The 19,426-nt window shown below is 56.6% G+C and carries 25 protein-coding genes and 4 pseudogenes; 19 read left to right on the top strand and 10 right to left on the bottom strand.

Annotation, left to right across the window (positions count from 1 at the left end):
- Positions 1-59: 59 nt before the first annotated feature.
- The gene (locus ACEUKI_RS05095) at positions 60-1,238 is read left to right on the top strand and encodes a helicase-related protein (protein ID WP_336623715.1); all 1,179 of its coding nucleotides are present in this window, start codon (positions 60-62) and stop codon (positions 1,236-1,238) included.
- 8 nt (positions 1,239-1,246) lie between these two features.
- On the opposite strand, the gene ACEUKI_RS05090 is transcribed toward ACEUKI_RS05095, so the two are convergent.
- From ACEUKI_RS05090 to ACEUKI_RS05075, 4 genes are all read right to left on the bottom strand, one after another.
- Positions 1,247-1,588, bottom strand: coding sequence for a DUF488 domain-containing protein (locus tag ACEUKI_RS05090; protein WP_080784829.1), 342 nt, complete (start codon positions 1,586-1,588; stop codon positions 1,247-1,249).
- Positions 1,589-1,691: 103 nt separating this feature from the next.
- Complete coding sequence (locus ACEUKI_RS05085; RefSeq protein WP_251848151.1) at positions 1,692-1,901, bottom strand: hypothetical protein; 210 nt, start codon at positions 1,899-1,901, stop codon at positions 1,692-1,694.
- A 196-nt stretch (positions 1,902-2,097) separates the two neighbouring features.
- On the bottom strand, positions 2,098-3,021 hold the full coding sequence (rhuM, locus tag ACEUKI_RS05080) for a RhuM family protein (protein ID WP_251848149.1): 924 nt from the start codon (positions 3,019-3,021) through the stop codon (positions 2,098-2,100).
- A gap of 156 nt (positions 3,022-3,177) precedes the next feature.
- A complete protein-coding gene (locus tag ACEUKI_RS05075) occupies positions 3,178-4,203 on the bottom strand; it encodes a hypothetical protein (protein WP_251848148.1) in 1,026 nt (341 codons plus the stop codon).
- Between the two features lie 87 nt (positions 4,204-4,290).
- Between ACEUKI_RS05075 and ACEUKI_RS05070 the strand changes: the two genes are divergently transcribed.
- From ACEUKI_RS05070 to lepB, 3 genes and pseudogenes are all read left to right on the top strand, one after another.
- Positions 4,291-4,635: a hypothetical protein gene (locus ACEUKI_RS05070; protein WP_179133404.1), complete on the top strand. Its 345-nt coding sequence runs from the start codon at positions 4,291-4,293 to the stop codon at positions 4,633-4,635.
- A gap of 24 nt (positions 4,636-4,659) precedes the next feature.
- Positions 4,660-5,087: pseudogene (locus ACEUKI_RS05065) on the top strand (hypothetical protein).
- Between the two features lie 79 nt (positions 5,088-5,166).
- The gene (lepB, locus tag ACEUKI_RS05060; protein ID WP_115770743.1) at positions 5,167-5,817 is read left to right on the top strand and encodes a signal peptidase I; all 651 of its coding nucleotides are present in this window, start codon (positions 5,167-5,169) and stop codon (positions 5,815-5,817) included.
- Between the two features lie 198 nt (positions 5,818-6,015).
- On the opposite strand, the pseudogene ACEUKI_RS05055 reads toward lepB, so the two are convergent.
- A pseudogene (locus tag ACEUKI_RS05055) lies at positions 6,016-7,579 on the bottom strand (amino acid permease).
- Positions 7,580-7,720: 141 nt separating this feature from the next.
- Positions 7,721-7,912, bottom strand: a complete 192-nt coding sequence (locus tag ACEUKI_RS05050; protein WP_080785029.1) for a permease — start codon at positions 7,910-7,912, stop codon at positions 7,721-7,723.
- A gap of 256 nt (positions 7,913-8,168) precedes the next feature.
- Between ACEUKI_RS05050 and ACEUKI_RS05045 the strand changes: the two genes are divergently transcribed.
- From ACEUKI_RS05045 to ACEUKI_RS05035, 3 genes are all read left to right on the top strand, one after another.
- Positions 8,169-8,630, top strand: a complete 462-nt coding sequence (locus ACEUKI_RS05045) for a hypothetical protein (RefSeq protein ID WP_115770742.1) — start codon at positions 8,169-8,171, stop codon at positions 8,628-8,630.
- A 242-nt stretch (positions 8,631-8,872) separates the two neighbouring features.
- Positions 8,873-9,847 (top strand): membrane protein insertase YidC, encoded by a 975-nt coding sequence (gene yidC, locus ACEUKI_RS05040; protein ID WP_236838447.1) that lies wholly within the window; start codon positions 8,873-8,875, stop codon positions 9,845-9,847.
- 226 nt (positions 9,848-10,073) lie between these two features.
- Positions 10,074-10,472 (top strand): carbon-nitrogen hydrolase family protein, encoded by a 399-nt coding sequence (locus ACEUKI_RS05035; RefSeq protein ID WP_115770741.1) that lies wholly within the window; start codon positions 10,074-10,076, stop codon positions 10,470-10,472.
- A gap of 16 nt (positions 10,473-10,488) precedes the next feature.
- Here ACEUKI_RS05035 and ACEUKI_RS05030 read toward each other — a convergent pair whose 3' ends face one another.
- Entirely contained in the window at positions 10,489-11,130 is a 642-nt protein-coding gene (locus ACEUKI_RS05030; RefSeq protein WP_115770740.1) for a moaA protein, read from the bottom strand.
- A 398-nt stretch (positions 11,131-11,528) separates the two neighbouring features.
- On the opposite strand from ACEUKI_RS05030, the gene ACEUKI_RS05025 reads away from it, so the two are divergent.
- The 8 genes and pseudogenes from ACEUKI_RS05025 to ACEUKI_RS04990 all read left to right on the top strand — a co-directional run.
- The gene (locus ACEUKI_RS05025; protein WP_374156581.1) at positions 11,529-12,902 is read left to right on the top strand and encodes a hypothetical protein; all 1,374 of its coding nucleotides are present in this window, start codon (positions 11,529-11,531) and stop codon (positions 12,900-12,902) included.
- A gap of 145 nt (positions 12,903-13,047) precedes the next feature.
- Positions 13,048-13,311, top strand: a complete 264-nt coding sequence (locus tag ACEUKI_RS05020; RefSeq protein WP_143247994.1) for an antitoxin VbhA family protein — start codon at positions 13,048-13,050, stop codon at positions 13,309-13,311.
- Positions 13,289-13,801: a hypothetical protein gene (locus tag ACEUKI_RS05015; protein WP_236838467.1), complete on the top strand. Its 513-nt coding sequence runs from the start codon at positions 13,289-13,291 to the stop codon at positions 13,799-13,801. The genes ACEUKI_RS05020 and ACEUKI_RS05015 overlap by 23 nt, the downstream gene beginning before the upstream one ends.
- Positions 13,689-13,955 carry a Fic family protein gene (locus ACEUKI_RS05010; protein WP_350028964.1) on the top strand — a complete coding sequence of 89 codons (267 nt, stop codon included), beginning with the start codon at positions 13,689-13,691 and terminating at the stop codon, positions 13,953-13,955. The genes ACEUKI_RS05015 and ACEUKI_RS05010 overlap by 113 nt, the downstream gene beginning before the upstream one ends.
- Positions 13,956-14,286: 331 nt before the next feature.
- Positions 14,287-14,514, top strand: coding sequence for a hypothetical protein (locus ACEUKI_RS05005; protein WP_236838468.1), 228 nt, complete (start codon positions 14,287-14,289; stop codon positions 14,512-14,514).
- Between the two features lie 67 nt (positions 14,515-14,581).
- Positions 14,582-15,322 (top strand): AAA family ATPase, encoded by a 741-nt coding sequence (locus tag ACEUKI_RS05000; RefSeq protein ID WP_115770817.1) that lies wholly within the window; start codon positions 14,582-14,584, stop codon positions 15,320-15,322.
- Between the two features lie 46 nt (positions 15,323-15,368).
- On the top strand, positions 15,369-15,617 hold the full coding sequence (locus tag ACEUKI_RS04995; protein WP_260847445.1) for a hypothetical protein: 249 nt from the start codon (positions 15,369-15,371) through the stop codon (positions 15,615-15,617).
- Between the two features lie 359 nt (positions 15,618-15,976).
- Positions 15,977-16,141 (top strand): annotated as a pseudogene (locus ACEUKI_RS04990) (EamA family transporter); the annotation flags it as partial.
- Between the two features lie 127 nt (positions 16,142-16,268).
- On the opposite strand, the gene ACEUKI_RS04985 reads toward ACEUKI_RS04990, so the two are convergent.
- A complete protein-coding gene (locus tag ACEUKI_RS04985; RefSeq protein WP_251847828.1) occupies positions 16,269-16,562 on the bottom strand; it encodes a hypothetical protein in 294 nt (97 codons plus the stop codon).
- On the opposite strand from ACEUKI_RS04985, the gene ACEUKI_RS04980 reads away from it, so the two are divergent.
- Entirely contained in the window at positions 16,552-16,704 is a 153-nt protein-coding gene (locus ACEUKI_RS04980) for a hypothetical protein (protein ID WP_374156591.1), read from the top strand. The two genes, ACEUKI_RS04985 and ACEUKI_RS04980, sit on opposite strands and share 11 nt — an antisense overlap.
- Here the strand turns inward: ACEUKI_RS04980 and ACEUKI_RS04975 are convergent.
- Both ACEUKI_RS04975 and ACEUKI_RS04970 read right to left on the bottom strand, forming a co-directional pair.
- Positions 16,637-17,110 (bottom strand): hypothetical protein, encoded by a 474-nt coding sequence (locus tag ACEUKI_RS04975; RefSeq protein WP_374156589.1) that lies wholly within the window; start codon positions 17,108-17,110, stop codon positions 16,637-16,639. The two genes, ACEUKI_RS04980 and ACEUKI_RS04975, sit on opposite strands and share 68 nt — an antisense overlap.
- Positions 17,111-17,118: 8 nt before the next feature.
- The gene (locus tag ACEUKI_RS04970; RefSeq protein ID WP_374156580.1) at positions 17,119-17,685 is read right to left on the bottom strand and encodes a hypothetical protein; all 567 of its coding nucleotides are present in this window, start codon (positions 17,683-17,685) and stop codon (positions 17,119-17,121) included.
- Between the two features lie 74 nt (positions 17,686-17,759).
- On the opposite strand from ACEUKI_RS04970, the pseudogene ACEUKI_RS04965 reads away from it, so the two are divergent.
- The 3 genes and pseudogenes from ACEUKI_RS04965 to ACEUKI_RS04955 all read left to right on the top strand — a co-directional run bounded on the left by ACEUKI_RS04965 (position 17,760) and on the right by ACEUKI_RS04955 (position 19,330).
- Positions 17,760-18,125, top strand: a pseudogene (locus ACEUKI_RS04965) (hypothetical protein).
- 171 nt (positions 18,126-18,296) lie between these two features.
- The gene (locus tag ACEUKI_RS04960; protein ID WP_374156579.1) at positions 18,297-18,833 is read left to right on the top strand and encodes a GNAT family N-acetyltransferase; all 537 of its coding nucleotides are present in this window, start codon (positions 18,297-18,299) and stop codon (positions 18,831-18,833) included.
- A gap of 236 nt (positions 18,834-19,069) precedes the next feature.
- Positions 19,070-19,330, top strand: coding sequence for a hypothetical protein (locus tag ACEUKI_RS04955; RefSeq protein ID WP_080785027.1), 261 nt, complete (start codon positions 19,070-19,072; stop codon positions 19,328-19,330).
- Positions 19,331-19,426 lie beyond the last annotated feature (96 nt).

The raw sequence follows: 19,426 nt of genomic DNA, 5'->3' as shown, positions 1-19,426 counted from the left end.
ATGTCTATGGGTTAACTGGAACGCCTAAACGCGAGGACGGTTTGCAAGGCATCACGTACATGCAATGTGGTCCGATTCGTTACACGGTTGATGTTATAGACCAGATGGTCGCCCAACGATTCACGCGAATATTGGTCCCAAGATTTACTGCTGTGAGTTTTCCCTTGATGGAACCCGTGACATACAACGAGTATCTGGAAGCTGTTTGCAATAGCGATGAGCGTAATCAGATGATTCTCAAAGACGCGAAAAAGCTCATCACAGAGGGACGGACTCCGCTGATTCTGACCAAACGTATCGACCATGCAAAAATATTGTCGCAAGCTTTGGAAAAAAGCGGTTGCACCCATGTGATGTTGCTGCATGGTGGCGGTTCAAGGAAAGATCGTCAACAGAAATTGCATGATCTATCCTTGGTGCCGAATAATGAGAGCCTGACTGTAGTGGCTACGGGCAGCTATATCGGAGAAGGATTCGACCAGAAGCGTTTCGACACACTCCTGCTTGCCGCTCCGGTCTCGTTTGAGGGTACTCTCTCGCAATATGTAGGGCGACTTCATCGCGAGAATGATGGCAAGACCGAGGTTCGTGTCTATGATTACATCGACGTGACCGTGCCGTTATCCGCTGTCATGTATCGAAAACGGCTGAAGGCATACGCAAATCAAGGATATTCGGTAAATCCTGACCATACTGAGAAAACGGACATGCTCAGCGCAAAGACGGAAGCGTTGCGCGCTCGCATGACGGCTGCGACGCAGGGCGAAGATGCTGCGGATGCGATGTCCGATGCCCGGTCTGACGGATTATTCGAGGGCAGCATCGTTGCGGCCACGAATTATGCGGAGATACTTCGCAAGGATATTGCCGGTTGCGCACGTTCCCTGATTATCTCGGCTGAATATGTGCCGCAACAAGGGCTCAGTGCGATTGATGATGAATTGCTCCGACTGGCCGACAGGAAAGCGCTCATCGAAGTTTATGTTCGTTTGCCGGCGACTGCTGCGGCGGCAACCAGAACACGAATAGAACGGAATATCAATCGGCTGCGTGCTATTGGGTGCATTGTCCGGACCGTCGAATCGTGTTCCGATTCCGCCATAATCGATGACGGGTTGATTTGGTTTGGAGGCATCCCTTTGCTTGGCAATCCAAGGAGTGACGACTGTGCGCTTCGATTCAAGGATACGAAAATCGGCGAAAACCTCGCAGATGGACTGAAACGACGATTGTCTTGATTCAATATTCAATCAAGACAATCGCGCAGCACGAGGGCGTGATTGACGTGCGGGTCTTTGGCGGCGTAGAGCAGGGTCACGTCGGGATGCTCCGCGCAGATGCGGCGCAGATTGTCCACGGCGGCATTGGCGTCAAGCTCGGCGATGTATCGAGTGCGGAATTCCGCGAATTTGGCGGGGTCATGGCCGAACCATGTGCGCAGGAGGGGAGAGGGAGCGACGTCCTTCATCCACAGGTCCAACGCCGCACGCTCTTTCGTCATGCCGCGAGGCCACAGGCGATCCACCAGCACCCGATACCCGTCCGACGCAGCCGGTTCTTCATATATGCGTTTGATTGCAATCCCCATACGACCCACGATAGGCGTGCGCTTGCCGGAAGTCAAGGGGAGAGGCGATCCATCTACCCGTTCGATTTCTGGGTGTTCTGCCTAAGGCCTTGTGCTATGACAGCTAGCGATTCAGCAGCTTTTTGGTGATATCGTCCAACCGAACCGCCTTGCCCCTGTCGAAGGTGTTCATAGTGAAATCGACGGGTTTGGTCTTGATGAACGCCGACAGCGCGGTGTGCGGCGGGTTGTCGATCAAGTGGGTGATGGGGACAATCGCCTCCTCGACGCTGACGCCCACAATGGCGTAAATGGCACGCACCAGCAGCTTCATCAGTGGCGAATCGAAACTGTTCATTGCCCCATTGCTGCGCACGGCCCAAGGGTTGAACAACGCATAGTGGATGCGGTCTCCGGTCTGCTGTTGTTTTTTCTGCGAAGAGCACTCCCAGCAGATCGTTCAGACGACTCGTACAGATAGTCGCGCAATGCTAGAACGTGATTGATGCGCACCCTTCATCGACGGTCTCTCAATTGATCTCCTGTGATTCGTGCCGTATGAGGAAATTCTCGACTAGTGCGATCATCGTGTCCTTCTCTGCAGGTGCGGACAGTGCAATCATCAGCGTCATCGCCGCCAAGGCGTTACCCTCCACAAGCAGGGAGTCATCGTCGCCCAGTATACCGTTGCCGTTCAGGAAATACACGAACAGTGCGGCGGCACAACGTTTATTGCCGTCGGAGAATGGGTGATCCTTGACAACTTGATACAGCAGGTTCGCGGCTTTCTCCTGGGTGGAACGGTACAGTTCTTCGCCTCCGAACGTCTGGTAGAGTCCTGCGACGATTCCTTGGAACGAACCGTTGCGTTCCCTCCCGAACAGATCGGATTGCGTGTAGAACGGCATCGACCGTATGAACAGCATCGCGTCCTCATAGGTCAAGACCCACTGGGACTCGTCGCCCTTGGGTATAGGGACATTGCCTGTGTCATAGTCGTTAAGCAGCACTAGACTCGGCAGATATCGTTCCAAGATCTCGGCGGTGTCAGCAATTTCCGGTTCGGTGGACCTCGATAGCACCTTGACGACGGCGTGAAGTGCGTCAGACCGCTTGCGATTGATGGTATAGCCATCAACGAGATGCTGCTTCAGAACTGAGTTGGCCCATCGCCGGAAATAGATGCCTTCCTTGGATTTGACGCGGTATCCGACCGACAGGATCATATCCAAGTTGTAATGCTCGACTTGGTATGTCTTACCGTCAGATGCAGTTGTCGCAAATTTTGCGACAACTGAAAATCCATTGAGCTCTTCCCTCAATGCATTGCCGATATGCTTGCCGAGAACGGCGCGACAGGGCGCCTGTTCACGGCATTGCAGGAGGGGCGGATCATCGGGGTGGGGATCCGGGTGCTCGCCATGGACTCCACGAGCGTGGAGGTCCGCCGGCACGCGGCCGGGGCGCCGGAAAAGGGGGCTCCCGGTCCGTCGGCGTCTCCCGGGGAGGGCGGAACATGGCCGAACGCGTCTTCAACCGCATGAAGCACTACCGCAAGGCCGCCACCCGCCACGACAGGCTCGACGCTTCGAAAGTGCTGCAGAGCGTACTCAGGGCTTGGCGGTGACGGTCGGAGCGGCGTCGGCATTGCCGGCTTTGGCTCCGGCTGCATCAGCTGAATCGGTGCCGGCCGCACTGGCGTTAGCGCTATCGTCAGCGTTGGCATCGCCGGCTTTGGCCTTGGCACCAGCCGCGTTCCCGCCGTCGATCACCAGTCGCAGATAATCGCGGTCGGCGGACTTGCGGCGCGGCACGAACCGACTGATGATGGAGTCTTTCTTGCCGCGGTTCTTCACGTATAGGAAGCCGAACACGGAGAACACGACCGCGCCGATGAAGTTGACGATAAGATCCTCCATCGTGTCGATCAGACCGATGTCGAGGTAGCCGCCGAGGCCCAAGTTTTGGCCATTGACCGTGACCTGGGTGATGTCGTTGATGCGAATCGCATGGTTGGTGTGCGTGGGGCCGAGCATCACCGAGCTGATGGAATGCACGATGGCGTCCTTCTGCATGTCGAACCCGAACAACTGGTCCATGCCGAATTCGAAGAACTCCCAGATCACGCCGATGGTCATGGAGAAGCAGAAGGACACGATCGCCAGGTACAGGGGCGGAAGCTCGAACTTCACCCGGTTGGACCGGTTGAGCAGGTCGACCAGCGAGAAGCCGATCGCCGCAGCGAGGAAGCCGTTCATCGTATGCAACACCGTGTCCCAGAACGGGAAGATCTCATAGAACGAACTGATCTCGCCAAGAATCTCAGCCGAGGACACGAACACCAGCACGATGACTTCCAGCACCGAAGGCAGCTCGATGCGGAACTGCACCTGGATGAACGCCGGCGCCAACAGCAGCAGCAACGTCAGGATGCACAGGAACACATTTTCGTAGTCGCCGTTAAAGAACTGGAGTATTGCCATGGCGAGCACCAGCATGCGCAGCACCACATAGACCGCGAATGAGTTTTTGTGTTCGCGGATTTCCATGTCCACGGCTCGGCTCATGGTTTTCCAGCGTACGCGCCAGGACGGTTTGCGTTGTGCGTCGTGCTGTTGCGACTGTTTCCGGGTCATCCTTGCCTCTTTCTCGCATTGTTCTCGCGCCAGCCTATCCGAACCTGCTCACAGGCAATCGGCAAGAACGGGCGATAGTCTGGCCGCATGAACCGAACGGAAACCGATACTGTCTCGATTGTGGGCCACGCGAATCATCCGACAATGCTCGATGAGACCATTACGCCGGCGGCACGTCACCGTGTGCTGATTGCAGTGCTCGCCGTGCTGCTGTACCGCCGTATGGGCATGATCACACCGCTGATCGTGGCCCATGGCATGTACGACGTCTCCACCGCCATGACCAATCTGACCGGAATCGCCGTCTCCTCATGGCCACTGGTCGTAGGGCTGGCAATCATGGCCACGCCGGTAGTTTGGGCTATCGTGAGGTGTGCGAGATGGGCTTTGTACCGGCTGGCAGCAAATCCAAACAGCGAAACAACGGAATGAACGAAGCGAAAGGAACGGTATCTGATGACTCCGATTGAATTGTCAACCCGACGCCGGGTTACGGGACTGACTTCGGATGAGTTCGCCAGGCTGTTCGTCTCTTTGCAACGCGATGTGGACGGCGAAGCCGCGCATTGGAGTGCCACGGACGTCGAATCCTGGGAGCTGGTCGGCCCGCCGGTGACCGCCGAACAGCATCTCATCGACACGTTCGCCGCGGCCAACGAATTCGTGGCCACGCTTGCGGACCGTTTGTACCACACGATTATGCCAGTCACGGAAGAATCGGTCATCACCGCATACGCTGATGACCTCACATTCTGGGCATCGCATCCGGACCTTGGCGGAGTGCCGTGCGCATTATGGAACATCGCCGCATTACAGGCGGCTGAATGGCCCGCAAGGAAACCGGTATCGCCTGTGAACTGGACGTGCGCGAACCGCCGGTGTGACAGCTGAGCTCAAACATGGGCGTAGGCAACGTCATGGTTTGAGGACTATGGTGTTGCGTTATCGGTCGGAAAGGATGTGATGGTGGGGCGTCATAGCAAAAAAGCGCGTGGCCAGTCGAGGAGACACGCGCGAAAGCCCTCCGTTTGGAGCGAAATTCGCGGCTATCTGCTGACAGTGATCGCGGTGATGCTGGTCGTGTTGCTGGGACGTACCTTCGTGTTCAACGTATATGTGATTCCATCCCGCAGCATGGAAGACACGTTGCAAATCGGCGACCGTGTATTTGCCTCGCGATTGACTCCAAAACTCTTTGCACTGCACCGTGGCGACATCATCGTGTTCAAAGATCCCGCAGACTGGATGGAGGGGGAGCAGCTTCCCACCAATCTGATGTCGATAATCGACAGCAATCGTTACCTAATCAAACGCGTCATCGGTCTGCCCGGCGATACCGTCGCCTGTAAGGGATCCGGGGAGCCCATCACGGTCAACGGCAAACCCATTGATGAAAGCGCTTATCTTAAGTCCGGCGTGAATCCAAGCGACAGCCCTTTTTCCGTAACCGTTACTGACGGCAACGTGTTCGTGCTTGGTGATAATCGCTCCAATTCCAGAGATTCTCGATACCATCTTGACGACGGCAACAATGGGCAAGTGCCATACGACGATATCCAAGGTGTGGCGTTGTTCCGCTTCTGGCCATTTACGAGAATCGGCATGTTGAACTGAATTTGGCGTGAATCCACGAGTTGATACGTGCCGCACGGACCGTTACCGGAACACTCCCCCCGAAATCTGACGGCCCCCTTGTCTCACAGCTATCGTACAGCTCCGATACGGGAAACGTGCGGGTGATTCCATGACGACTACGTACTTCAGGAAGTGACGTGTATCACGAACATGGTCATGTGTTCAGTCGCGTGCGAATCAAGGCGTATCGAGGTCGTCGGCCTCGGTCGCCTTTTTGCGCTTGCGTACCCACTGTTGCAGGAAATACGCCCCATAGCAGGCCACGATGAACACGAGCTCGGCCACGAGCGCGAACCGTTGCTCCACGTCGAAAATCACCAACACGAACGATGCGGTGCACAGGATGAACGCCGCCCAAGACACGTACGGATAGCCGGGCGTGCGGTATTTGAGTTCGCTGGCGGAATGGCCGGCAGCCAGCCAACGGCGGCGGAACACGATCTGGCAGTAGGCGATGGCAATCCACACCACCACGGCGGACAGGCCGGAAAGCGCCACCAACACCAGGTACACGGTCGAGGCGGCGATCACGGGAGGCAGGAGCGCTAACAGACCGCCGGCCATCGCGGCGCACAGGGCGAGCATCGGCACACCGCGGCGGTTCGTTTTGGCGAACCAGCGCGGAATCATGCCCTCGTTGCCCATCGACCACACCATGCGCGTGGAGGCGTACAAGCCGGAATTCGAGGCGGAAAGCACGGCCGTCAGCACCACGAAATTCATGATGTCGCCCGCATAGGGGATGCCGATGCTGTTGAAGGCGAGCACGAACGGGCTTTCGCCCACGCCGGCCTGGCGCCACGGGATCAGCGCGCACATCACGGTGATCGAGCCGATGAAGAACAGCACCAGACGCCACAGCGTGGTGTGGATGGCCTTCGGCACGGCGGTTTCCGGGTCGCGCGTCTCGCCGGCGGTCACGCCGATGAGCTCGGTGCCGGAGAACGCGAAGTCGACGGTCAGAATCGTGGCGAACACCGGCATGAACCCATTGGGGAAGATACCGTCCTTGACGAGGTTGCCGAACATCGGAGCATGCTGGTAGCCGGCGATTGGAATAACGCCGAAGATGGCGAGCAGGCCGATGACGATGAACGCGCAGATGGCGAACACCTTGATCGAGGCGAACCAGAATTCCGCTTCGGCGAAGAACCGCACCGACAAAGCGTTCAAGGTGAAGATGAGAATGATGCACGCCGCGCTCCACACCCATGTGGGGCTATCCGGGAACCAACGTTGCATGAGCAGTCCGGCGGCGGTGAATTCGGAGCCGAGCGCCACCGTCCAGGTGAGCCAATACTGGATCGCGATCACGAAGCCGGTGCCGGCCGGGGCCGATGAACTTTTCGGCATACACGTGGAAGGAGCCGGTCACCGGCATGGCCACGGACAGTTCGCCGAGTGTGAGCATGACCAGATAGACGATGAGCGCGCCGATGCTGTATGCCAGGATCGTGCCGATGGGGCCCGCCTGCTGGATGGTGTATCCGGAGCTCAGGAACAGGCCGGTGCCGATTACGCCGCCTAATGAGATCATCTGCAGGTGGCGGGATTCCATGCCGCGCTTCAGGTTGGTATGTAGGGCGTGCTCGTCTTTGCCATCATGTGACGACTCGGACTGGCTGGTTTGCGCTGGTTGGTTCACCTGTTCCGAATGGCTTCGACGGCCATCCGCCTGAATCTGCGGTTCCTGTTGCGAGGACGGCGACTGTGCCGCCGTATCGGTGTCGGGCTGACTCATGTTTCTCTCTTTGCCATGCGTGCGTTCCATAGGCGTCGTCGTGACGGCCCGGAACAGTATACCCGCACCGGGGATATAGCTGCGCTGCATGATGCTGAGTCAAAATCAGCCCCTTGAAACGGAGATAGGCACTCGCAGCGGCTACTTCACCTTCTGGATGCGCAGCACGAACATGGCGGCGCACACGTCCATGATGATGAAGATGGCGAACGCCGGCGTGCAGGTGCCGGTCGTGGTCTTGACCACGGAGGTGATGGTGGGGCCGACCGCCTGGCCAAGCGTGGTGGCAAGGTTGAGGATGCCGAGGTCCTTGAACAGCTGGGGGAGCAGCACGGTGGCCACCACGTACAGGCCGGTGCTTCACAGGAGGCCAAAGGCCAGAAACCCGACGGTAAATCGATTGTTGTTTGTTTTTTCCATGTTCTCGGACATGTTCGTGTTGCGCCGTCGCGATATCGGTCTTGTGAACGGCTGATCTACTCAGGACTCAAAATATATTCCAGCCCGCGGCGCGTTCAGTGTTACAGGAAAGTAAACTGGGGCCGTCTTCCATGCGGAAGTATGGTTCAGAAGGAATGGGTAGAACATCATGAATGGCATTGCACTTGGCACCCGGCTGGGGTTTGCCATATGTGTGCTGTTGCTGATGCCGATTTTTCTGCCTGTAGCCTGTGTGGAATCGTTGCGGCAACGTTTGACTGGTACATGGACGGTGGTTGCTTCGCGTGGCCGGGTGCCGTCGCGTCCGATGCCGATGGCGGACATCATCGTGTTGATGACGTTGTTGTTGTCGTTGAGTGCCACTGGCTGCTGGATTGCCGGCGGTGATTCGCAGACCGCCCTGGCCGCCATGGTCTTCGCCGCCACGGTGACGGCTGTATGTGCGTGCTGCGCGGTCGTGCTGTTGTCGTTCGTAGGTTCGGCCGGCCGCCGACCGTTGCCCGCCAGCTTTCGCTTCGATGCGACGGTGATGAACGCCGTCCGCTCATGGGCCCGCCCGCAATGGATGCCACGCTGGCCCCGCTACACGCTTCCCGATTCCCGAATCTGATTTAGCTTCTCTTTTCAGCTCTCATCGTTGCGCCCCACGGTCTAACGCAATTGTGTTGTTTAGGCGACATGTGGATACGCATTTATGCGATGTTCTTGTTTCTCCCCTAATTTGGTTCCCCTCTCTGAGGGGAGCTGTCCGCGAAGCGGACTGAGGGGAGTTCCCAGCTGTTGCCGTACCAGATTGCAGTTGCTTGAACTCGGAAAACACATCCCAGATTCGTCAATTCATCAGGAATCCCAATGAACTTCATCAATATCCTCAACCACATCCTGCGACCCCTAGAATGGGTCGTCGCCCAACTGCTCACCCTGTCTCACCACGCCCTGGTCACGTTTGGCATGACTGCTGGCCCCAGCCCCGCGTGGGGTATCGCGATCATGTGCCTTGTGCTCGTCATCCGCATCTGTCTGCTGCCGCTCTTCCTTTCCCAAATGCGTGCGATGCAGCGGATACAGGTGCTCCAACCGCAGATCCAACGCATCCAGCACAAGTACGCCGCGCGCAAGGACCCGCGTTCCAAAGAAGCCATGCAACGTGAAATCATGGCCTTGCAGCAGCGACATAACGCCAATCCGCTTGGCTCCTGCCTGCCTTCGCTGATCCAGGCGCCTATTCTGTGCTCGCTGTTCTACACGCTGCAATCCCTGCCCGCAATCGCCGACGGGAATGCGGAACCGTTGGGCGGCATCGACCACGCCATGGCGGGCGACATCGAATCATCGTCCATATTCGGCGTGCGCATCGCCGACTCGTTCGGCACGGTTGCCTCGCCGCAGTCACGCATCATCATCGGCGTGGCCGTGGCGTTGATGTGCCTGACGTTGTTCGCGATTCAGTGGATGCTCATTCGTGCTGCTCTATTGGTTGACCAACAATCTGTGGAATCTCGGCCAGGCGCTCTGTCAATTGCGATGGTTCCCAACGCTCGGTTCGGCGGCAGGCGAGCGCAAGGCCAGGCGCGACCACGAGCAGGACAACCGTCGCCGTGCCGCAGCCGGTCTGCCATCCCTAGAGGAGGAGCGTGCGATGGCCGCCCGCGAGGAGACGAAAGCCCGACGCGAGCGCGAAAAGTCGGCCGCCAGCCGCAACCGCAAACAACACAAAACCCCACACCTTGCCAAGCGCTCAATCGTGAAACGGTAACGCACTACTCGTCTCTACTTGCTCCCCTCGTTGAGGCTGAGCCGTTAAGCAAACAGCAGAGCTGTTTGTAGGCGAAGGCGAGGCGACAGCCGAGCTATGTAGCGCGGTCGTCAGACCGTCTTCAATTGCGGTTGAGCTGTCAGCGAAGCTGACTGAGGGGAGCATTGCTAAGACTGCATAGTGTTGTCCGTATAGATTTAATAGCTTTCACATTTGGCGTGTATTGACTGATGACGCCGGAATACAGCACAATTGTCATGTACAGGTGGACTTGCAGTCTAGCGGTGGGGAAACGATATGAGACTGGCGATGGCGCAGATGGCGATGACCGACGATATTGACGAAAACGCCGATAAGGCCTTGGCCTACTGCGATCAGGCCGGCGATGCCGGTGCCGATCTGGTCATTATCCCGACCGCGAATATTACCGATGAACCGTTGGAGATGTTCCTGTGGGAGATTTGCGTCCAGGCCATGCAGAACCAGGTGGCCATCGCCATGTGCAACCGGGTCGGCACGGAGGATGATGTGACGTTCGCCGGCCAATCAGTGGTGGTGGGCCCGTACGGCAACGTCGTCAGCAAGGCCGATGACCAAGAGCAGTTGATTATCACCGACATCGATCTCACGCAGACCGCAATGGCTCGGAAGCAGCGACCATTCCTGAAACTGCGACGACCCGAATGGTACGCCTGACAAGAACGAACCAACGTCAGCCCGGAATCTTCTCGATGATGGTGTTCAAGGTGTCGAAAGTCTCATCAATCTGGTCCACCACCTGCTTGCCCTGATCGACCATTTCGGTGATCTGTTCCGTGTGGGGCTGCGGCAGCGCATAAATCGACGTCTTGACGCGCTTCAAGACCACGCCAGCATCGGACAAGTCCTGCTTGATGGAGGCGATTTTGGGAATGGACAACGTGCCGTCGGAGAAGCTCATGCCGGACAGCAGCTCTTCGATATTGAAGTCCACCAACGTGCCCTGCGCGGCACTGTCGATCTTGGGCAGGGCGTTGGTCGCGGCGTCGGCGGCCGCATCCAGCATGCCGCGCACCGCCTTCACGTCCGAACCGTAATACGGCACGTATTCGGCGGCCTGCCATAGCATGCCCTGGGTTTCGTCGCGCGCCGCGACGATGTGACTGCCCGCGCCGTCCATCTGCTCAAGCGCCTGCTTGAAGTCGCCCTGCCCGACGGATTGCTGCGCTTCAGCCGCATATTCGCCCGCCTGCTGCGCCTCGCCGATTACCCGTTGTGCCGACTGCCAGAATAGCCAGCCGGAAACGCCCACCGCCAGCAGAATAGCGACCAGTATTGCAATAACAACAGTGCCGATATGTTTGCGCTTAGCCATAAGACCAATGTACCTGCCACTCTGACCAGCGTCATTCGCGGATTAGCATCATGGCCTGGGCCTCATTCTGGCTCATCGGTATGTTATTGGCGATGCGTAGCGGTGGTTATGCAAATGTCTTTTGATTAATACATTCGCTTTTCCGGAACGGGATTGCCGATTCTGCAGGAACCTATTCCGGTAGGTATGGTTGTTTGCAATGAGGAGGTTGACATGACGGAACAAGAGATACGTGCGATGAGAGTGGCGGAAGCCGTCCATTCTGCCCGTATGGAAGGCGGCGATGTCACATCCTCGTTTTTTTGCAGACGCGCGCGACTATATCGAAGAACAAATAGACATGAGTTTGGAATTAATTCCACTTTAAATTTAATATCACTTTTCTTAAGGAAATTACCATGATTTTGGATGCTCCCTTATTGGGAAAAGCATATGTAGATAATCACTTCTTATCATCGGGCATGTTATATGAGTCCGATGGTCGACTGTTGCTAGAACTCCATAATGGAGAAAAGGGGCCGGAAGAAGATTATCTAGATCAACTGGATCCATCTTGCCTGGACCGACAAAGTAGTGGTGCAATCGCCATAAGTGCGCCCAAAATGAAACCTTGTCCTGAAACAATATCATTTTTCACAGGTCCACGTGAAAAGAGTTACCTGCTTTCAGACTGCCAAATTGCACATACAGATTTTACATATGGAGGTGGTCCGTATAATTTTAGGCGTTTGATAGCAGTTCGACGACTTATCCAACTTTCTGATTACGCGTTAAGTCATATCGGTTCTAAATATCTAAAAATCAATCGTATGCGTTCAATGATTCCTGCGCTCAATAAGTGGTGGGGAGATTCATCTTTGTTTGTCTGGCTGCCCAATAATGCTAAAACAAACAGAGATACCATAATTGCCTATGGGCTAAAAAATGCAAAACCGATTAAAATTGGGCGAATCTCTAGTGAAAATAATTTCTGTGCTCGTATCCAAGTTTGTGGAGATGCTTCAGATAATTTAATAAGAGGGCAAGCGACCCTGCATTCATATACCGTTTTCTCTACGTACTCGCACAAGCATCTTGATATTACCGAACATTTGCGTATTCATCAGGCATTCCTAGTATTATTGGAAATTGCATATGGATGCAAACTCGACATGAATGATTTACAGATTGCTCGAAATGACGATAAGCCATTTCCTAGCCGTTCGGTAGCATTCAGGAAACTGTCGACATTTGAAGTGCCTTCTTTGAGCCACAAGGAGATTCGACATGCACAAAAGGCTGATTCAATATTTCGTTTTCAGGATATTGGTATAAAAGGAATACATAAATGGTTCGAGTTACTGCAAACCCGTCCTACGGGCGCGTATTCCTTTATTAGCCTTTTAGAGAATGAGAGATATTTACCTCTTGAAACACAAGTGTTGCTCGTGGGGGTGGCTATTGAACATATAGGCGCTATGTCGCAAAAACATGATGGAAATTTTCATGATCAACTCAGTGCTATTCTCAATCAATTATTACCGTTGCTGTCTAGTGAGGCAGATAGACAATTGTGGATAGGAAGGGTCGTCGCTTCATATAATGGAATCAAACATTTTTTCCGTGCAAAAAAACGTCCAGATACATTAAGCATGGTTGAATACTTGCTTGAATCGAAGCAAGTGATACGCTTGTGGATTGCTTACTATGTGGGTTGTAGTATAAATGCGCTAAAAGAGTACTTAACGCATCATCGTTATTCACTCAGCTATATTAGATTTGTATTCAAATAATCAATGAGCTTCCAATTTATGATTTCTGCATAGGAGACGGAGTCCGAAATAGTTATAATCATGAGTGATTGCTTGATGATTGGATTATTGTCGTCAGACTTAGAGACGATATCGCTTTTGAATATTGCAACTTTGACTGGCTTGCATGAAAGAACAAGCTGTATCATACAGTGCAGTTAGTAAATTTTCTAGCAGAAAGGCCGCTGTCATGACTGGAGCTGTAGTACAGGCAAATGATTCGAACGCCGTATTGAGGCGTCAACAGGCAATGTCTTCCGCCATTCACAATTCGCTCATGGGAGGTCTGCCGTTGCCGGACAGCAGAACATTGGGACTTCTTGAGGATTACGTCAACGGTCTTATCGGGGCTTCTGAACTGATGGAGCGTGGTCTCAATAGTTGCGTTTGAGCTGCAACGGCTGCAATGGAATTCGTATTTTGATCCGAAAACAGGTCTGCTGAAGAACCTGGTTAACGCAACGACGCAGGAGGAACTGGACCAGGAAGAAGTGCGCGCAGCCACTATCATGGAAACTGTGATGAAGTCCAATCCGCCGAAGAACACAGGTGACTTGGCTGAGTTGCTGGAAATATATCGACAGCTGTTTTCCCACGTATATCCGTGGGCGGGGAAGATTCGAATCGTGAATCTTAGCAAACAAGTGGATGCCAAGCATGCTTTTACTGATGTGTCGCACATCGAGCAGGAGATGCGCGAAGAGGCGGCAAGATTGCGCAATGATAATCTTCTTCAAGATCTCGATGAGAATCGGTTCATCGAAAAGAATGACCTCGCATTTTGTGACGGTGAATCGTATTCATCCATTTCGCGAAGGGAATGGGCGCACGCAACGACTGTTTTGGACTCTGATTGCGCAAGAGGCCGGTCATCCGCTTGACCGGCGTAATATCGATGGAACTTGGATGATTCGGGCTTCACGCAAATCGATGGATGACGATTTAGAGGAGTTGCGAAATCTGCTTGAGAAAGTCGTGGTCGATGGCAGAGAATCCGAAAGTCTACTTATACAGACTCCCGCATCACACTTGTGAATTAATTGATTTTACGGGAATTTCCGTCACCGGCTCATAACATGTTAATCGAGAGGACTGCCGGTTGCAGTTAATATACTTGGCTATGTTCCGATAGAGCACGACTAGGATACCAGCGACTAATTGTTCTTGAATGCTCACCTCGCGGAATCATCACCCCTCAGCGGTGGCCTGTCATGCGATTGCTTGACGGCATATTGCCTGGCTTGAACGATACATGCCATTATCGCTTGCGGCTGACGTTGCGTAAACGTCTATCCTGTTGGCAACGCCGCGAGTGGCGTGGCGCGGCAGGGTGCCACAATAACGTGATTGTCGAAGGGGATTCATCATGGACGGTCGTTCGTTATCGGTCGGGCTTTCGATCTGGTTCGAGGGCGTGAAGTGGCGCATCGCCAATGGGCGGCGGGTGACGTTGCATCGGTGGTATCTGGCGTTGGCCGGCGTGCTGATCGTGTGGCTGGGTGTCGCGGAAGCCGTGGCGTTGCCCGCGTATGGCGGGTATGCGCGTGAGGTGTTCGCGAACCTGCTGGCCGGGGTGCCGGCTGATGGGGCTTGAGTTTTGACTATACTGTTGCCACCGCCGCGCAATTGCGCCGACGGTGTTAGTTGGTTATGGTCGCGATATGGGTGATTGGTATCAGACTCCGCGGTTCGTGGAGGGCGTCTCCATCGATTGGGATGCGCTCGGCACCCGGTCGTATGTGCAACAGATCCCGGCAATCCGTTCGATCGAGCATCTTGCGTTCGATTCTGCGGTCACGTTCTTCGTCGGCGAGAACGGCACCGGCAAATCGACGTTGTTGGAGGCGATCGCCGTCGCCTATGGGTTCAACGCGGAGGGCGGCACGCTCAATTACCGGTTCTCCACGGTCGATGACGTGTCGCGGCTCTGTGATGCGCTGACCGTGGAACGCGGGCGCGGCAAATCGCAGTCGAGCTACTTCTTCCGTGCCGAAAGCTTCTTCAATGTGGCGACCAAGGCGCGCGATTATGCGGGCGGCGGCTATCGTTCGCAGGTGCTGGCGCATCTGCACGAGCGTTCGCATGGTGAGGGATTCCTCGATTTCTTCAACTCGTTCGACGGTGCCGGTCTGTACATCATGGATGAGCCGGAGGCCGCACTGTCCCCGCAGCGCCAGCTCGCCCTACTGACCCGCCTGCACGAGTCGGCGGCCCGCGGCGCGCAGTTCATTATCGCCACGCATTCGCCGATCCTGCTCGCCCTGCCCGGTGCAACGATCCTTGATTTCGGCGGTGATGTGATTCGTCCCATCGAGTACGAGGACACCGACAGCTATCGCGTCCTCGGCCTGTTCATCAATCATCGGGATGCTGTGTTGCGCCGGTTGTTCGCGGACGAGTAGGTTCGGGCGGGTCGGTTGACTCGGGCCCGCGCCGCTGCCCACGGCATTGCTGTTGTGCCTGCCCGTGGCGTTGGTGGCGGCCATCGTGTGGGCGGTAATCGGCGTCATGCGTCGCGCCGGGCGGACGCCTGACGCTCCGGCCGGCGCGAATGATGCCCGTTCGGCCGAATCCAGGTTCGATTCGGCGGCCGCCCAGATTCTGGCGATCGTCGCCATCAACGTGTGGGGCGTCATGTTCATCGTCTTCGATACGTTCCAGATCGACCCGTGGCGGTACGTGACATGGCGCCCGTGATGTTCCTGCTTTATCTGGCGGTCTTGGGCATCGGCAAGGCGTGTTTCCGCAAACGGCCGTAGGATATTCGCTGCAACCCGTAGGGGCCGACGATGATGAGCAGCCGGAATCGTAGGATTCTCGCGGCATGCGCCATGATGCCGGCGGCGGTCCTCGTGATCGCCGGTCTTCTGCTGGGGTGAGCCTGCCGCTCTCTGCTGATCTCGCCATACAAAGTCGACTCCGCACGTCGCGAGCCTTCGCCGAACACTATCATTGGTGGCGCAGAGGTCGTGTGGGAATGGCCGCGACGGGGGAGGGGTATTGGGCAAGCTTCGGGTGCCGCGTTCGGCGCGTTGGGGCCGATTCCGGTCAGTTCGATGCGCATGCTGGTCGCCACGATCGTCATGCTCGCGCTCGTCCGCCCGAAACTGGTTGGCCGGCCGAAAGGCGAATGGCTGGGCATCGTGGTCTACGGGCTGGCGATGGCGGCGATGAACGTCTGCCTGTATTCGGCCATCGACCGCATTCCGATGGGCGTGGCCGTCACCTTGGAATTCCTCGGGCCCTGCGTGGTCGCCCTGGCCGGTTCGCATCACTGGCGCGAGGGCCTGTGCGCGGTGGTCGCGCTGGTAGGCGAGGGCCTGATCTCGTTCACGCCGGGAGGCTATTTCACCGGCCGGCTACCTGTTCGCGCCGGGCTCGGACGTGTGCTTCGGCCTGTACACGCTCTTCGCCGACCGGGTCGGCAAGACGGGCGCCGGGCTCGACGGGCTCGCCCTGTCGGTCACGGTCGCGGCGCTGGACACTTCGCCGGTATCCATCGGTCACGCCCCGCATGCGTCGGCCGCCCAGTGGGGCGTCATCGCCGCCTCGGCGGTGCTGGGAGTCGCGATTCCCTACACGATGGACACGTTGTCCGGGCGTATCACGTCGGCGCGCGTGGTCGGCACGCTTGTTCTCCATCGACCCCGCCATGAGCGTGGTCATCGCCGCGCTGATATTGCGCCAGACCATCACCGTGATGGCTGTGCTCGGCATCATCGTCGTCTCCTTCGCGGGTGCCCTGCTGGTGTGGTCATCCGGCGGCGATGCCGTAAACGGATGATTCTTGTCATGCGATTGCTTGACATGGCTGGTCTGCGAATGCCTGTTTTACCGGTCGCCATCGATTGGAATGCTAACATCCAGCTGCCAGTGGGCTTGTTCGGTGTGGGTTTGGAAGGTGCCGCCGCCTGTTTCGATGATGGTCCGGTAGCGGTCGAGGCCGCTGCCCAGGCCGAGTCTCGTGTCATCGGATGTGATGGTGTCGCTGGCGGAGATGCGGATGGCGTCCGTGTCGAAGGTGACGCAGATGGCGTGCCATTCGCCCGGGTCGGCGTGTGTTCTTCGAGCGAGTCGATGACCTCGTGCGTGTGGCCCATGGCCCGGCTGGCGGCGTCGCGCAATTCGTCGAGCTGTTGCCGGTACTCGTGTTCGTCGGCGGGCATGCCGTTGGTTCCGGTGTGGTCGATGCGCAGGATCAGGTAGGCCAGGTCGTTGCTGATGGTGTCGTGCAGGCTACGGGCCGTGCCTCGCGTTTGCGTTGCCGCTGCAACAGGTACGAGTCATGGTCTCGCTGGCGCATCACATGCAGCAGCAGGCCGGCCAGGAACGGGACACAACAGAACGTCAGACTCTGCACTGCGGCCACCATTCTGCGACTTTCGTCGGGCTCGGTGAAGCCGAACAGGGATGAGGCGAGCAGGATCACGGTGGCGATGACGCCGGCCCGTGCGTCGAGATAGGTGAGGAACCCCACGCAGGCGACGCCGACGGCTATCGGCGTGACCATCGGGACATCCAGCATGAGGATTACGCCCGTGACAAGCGCCGGCCACAGGAACCGGTCCGGGCGGAACATGCCGCCGACCAGGCCGGCAAGCACCGCCAGAGCCAACACGATATCGCGCACGGTCGCGGTGCCGGGGACCCGTGCCGCCATCGAGAACACGTACTCCGCGAGCACCGCCACGGACAATACGGCGCAGGACGCCGCGATCACCGGATGCTCTATGTGCGAACCAAGCCGGACGAAACCTGCTGTCATGCGATTACTTGACATGATGTTGTGTTTTTAGCCATGCGCAGGTTGAATGGGATTACGCCACGAAAGGATATGCCATGAATGATCTGCTGATTATCGATATGCTGCCCGCGTACGGGCTGCTGTTCTATCTGCTGGTCTCGGTATTCGTCTTCGTGGGATGCCGTGGCCTGCGTCGGAGGACCTCGGATCGTGGCCTGCTGCGTTTTGCCGTAGGCGCGTTCTTGGTTGTTTCCGCGCTCGGCGCCGTGTTCGCTGCGCTGGTGTATATCATGGCAGTGCCTTTGGCGTAGCCGGATATGGTCGACTTCTACCGCACGTACCGGCCGGGAGCTCTGATCTTCCTGCTGGGACTGTTCATCATACAAGTTGACTTTCGAGGCTCATGGCGGGCTATGCCACTAGCGAATGCCCCGGAAAGTCACTCATGCGAGACATCATGAAACCCCGGGGTTTTTCTTTTCGTAACGGACCGTCCAGCTGCTCGGCGACGTATATCGTGATGAGCTCGTACGCCGCATTACTGCCGAGGAATGGCCAACTAGATAAGGCTTGCGGCCGTTGGCCGAGCAGTAGTAGTGTGGTCTGCTGTGTCAACAGGAGGAGTGTGACCAATGCGGCTGATTGAGACGTGGCTGGCGGACCAGGAACGAGCGTTTGACTTGTTCGCGAAATTCCCGGCGGAGGAGACGGGATTCGAGAACCCAGCGGCCGGCATGAATCGTGAACGGTTCGCCGCATATGTGCGAGGGTTGCGTGATGAGTCGCTTGGCGTCGGCCTGCCGGACGGCTGGGTGCCAGCCACCAAATACATTCTCGTCAACGATGAGGGCGACTATGTGGGCATCTTCAACCTGCGTCACCGGCTCACCGACTTCCTGCGCAACGGTCCGGGCCACATCGGCTACGGTATCGCCCGCGAATACCGCGGCCACGGCTACGCGACCGCCGGGCTCAAGATCACGCTCGCCAAGGCCCGCGAGCTCGGCATCGAGGAGGCTCACCTGAGTGTCCACAAAACCAATCCGGCAAGTCTTGTGGTGCAGCAGCATTGCGGCGCACGTATCGACCATGAGGACAAGACGGAATACTACACACGCATCGCCACGGCCGGCAACCGCAAACGCTCCGCACGACGCGGCACACGCTAACACCACGTCCACGCCCATGCATACCGTTCAAACAACACCACGCATGGTGCGAGCGTCAGCGTCGCCACTCAACCCACCAGTTAACTAAACACGGTGAACGCTTTGTTCGGGGAATGTCAATATGCTGTCATGCGATCACATGACAGCATATTGATTATTGAGGAAGAGATATATTGAGGAAGAGATAATTGACCATTAGGGGGAATCAGTAGAATACGGCTAGGTGACGGATGAATATGAATAGCAAATACGAGGCAATCAAGCGGTTCGCAGCGGAGCATGGCGACCGCGCCGAACTCATAGAGCACGAGACGGCGATTGTGGATCTGGCTTCCGGCGCGCAGGTGTTCGACATCAATCAGGCGGCGGCCACGTATATCGTGGAGGCTAAGGAGGGCGTGTTCGCGGTAGTCGCCAGCATCGACCCGCAACTTGTCATCGAGCACAACACCATCGCCGGCTACTTCAACGGCGAAGATTTCGTCAAGCCGCTGTGACGCAAGATTAAAGCTGCCGCTCAATCGCCAATTCCCTGTAAGCAGCTCTCCAATTCCCACAAAACTCCAATAATGTTGCGTTGGTGCCTTAATCAT

Origin of the sequence: Bifidobacterium sp. 2450 (genome assembly GCF_041900695.1) — a bacterium.
GTDB classification, from domain to species: domain Bacteria; phylum Actinomycetota; class Actinomycetes; order Actinomycetales; family Bifidobacteriaceae; genus Bifidobacterium; species Bifidobacterium longum.
This window is presented reverse-complemented; position numbering and strand designations above follow the sequence as displayed.

What these genes read in the sequence shown, in the direction of transcription:
- lepB (WP_115770743.1), top strand. Translation starts at nt 5,167, where the DNA reads ATGGTGGGGCGTCATAGCAAAAAAGCGCGTGGCCAGTCGAGGAGACAC.
- ACEUKI_RS05070 (WP_179133404.1), top strand. Translation starts at nt 4,291, where the DNA reads ATGAACCGAACGGAAACCGATACTGTCTCGATTGTGGGCCACGCGAAT.
- ACEUKI_RS05045 (WP_115770742.1), top strand. Translation starts at nt 8,169, where the DNA reads ATGAATGGCATTGCACTTGGCACCCGGCTGGGGTTTGCCATATGTGTG.
- ACEUKI_RS04970 (WP_374156580.1), bottom strand. Translation starts at nt 17,685, where the DNA reads ATGACAGCAGGTTTCGTCCGGCTTGGTTCGCACATAGAGCATCCGGTG.
- ACEUKI_RS05090 (WP_080784829.1), bottom strand. Translation starts at nt 1,588, where the DNA reads ATGGGGATTGCAATCAAACGCATATATGAAGAACCGGCTGCGTCGGAC.
- ACEUKI_RS05075 (WP_251848148.1), bottom strand. Translation starts at nt 4,203, where the DNA reads ATGACCCGGAAACAGTCGCAACAGCACGACGCACAACGCAAACCGTCC.
- ACEUKI_RS05005 (WP_236838468.1), top strand. Translation starts at nt 14,287, where the DNA reads ATGGACGGTCGTTCGTTATCGGTCGGGCTTTCGATCTGGTTCGAGGGC.
- yidC (WP_236838447.1), top strand. Translation starts at nt 8,873, where the DNA reads ATGAACTTCATCAATATCCTCAACCACATCCTGCGACCCCTAGAATGG.
- ACEUKI_RS05095 (WP_336623715.1), top strand. Translation starts at nt 60, where the DNA reads ATGCAATGTGGTCCGATTCGTTACACGGTTGATGTTATAGACCAGATG.
- ACEUKI_RS05035 (WP_115770741.1), top strand. Translation starts at nt 10,074, where the DNA reads ATGAGACTGGCGATGGCGCAGATGGCGATGACCGACGATATTGACGAA.
- ACEUKI_RS05010 (WP_350028964.1), top strand. Translation starts at nt 13,689, where the DNA reads ATGACCTCGCATTTTGTGACGGTGAATCGTATTCATCCATTTCGCGAA.
- ACEUKI_RS05085 (WP_251848151.1), bottom strand. Translation starts at nt 1,901, where the DNA reads ATGAAGCTGCTGGTGCGTGCCATTTACGCCATTGTGGGCGTCAGCGTC.
- ACEUKI_RS05030 (WP_115770740.1), bottom strand. Translation starts at nt 11,130, where the DNA reads ATGGCTAAGCGCAAACATATCGGCACTGTTGTTATTGCAATACTGGTC.
- ACEUKI_RS05020 (WP_143247994.1), top strand. Translation starts at nt 13,048, where the DNA reads ATGAAAGAACAAGCTGTATCATACAGTGCAGTTAGTAAATTTTCTAGC.
- ACEUKI_RS05025 (WP_374156581.1), top strand. Translation starts at nt 11,529, where the DNA reads ATGATTTTGGATGCTCCCTTATTGGGAAAAGCATATGTAGATAATCAC.
- ACEUKI_RS04985 (WP_251847828.1), bottom strand. Translation starts at nt 16,562, where the DNA reads ATGGAGAACAAGCGTGCCGACCACGCGCGCCGACGTGATACGCCCGGA.
- ACEUKI_RS04960 (WP_374156579.1), top strand. Translation starts at nt 18,297, where the DNA reads ATGCGGCTGATTGAGACGTGGCTGGCGGACCAGGAACGAGCGTTTGAC.
- ACEUKI_RS05000 (WP_115770817.1), top strand. Translation starts at nt 14,582, where the DNA reads ATGGGTGATTGGTATCAGACTCCGCGGTTCGTGGAGGGCGTCTCCATC.
- ACEUKI_RS04955 (WP_080785027.1), top strand. Translation starts at nt 19,070, where the DNA reads ATGAATAGCAAATACGAGGCAATCAAGCGGTTCGCAGCGGAGCATGGC.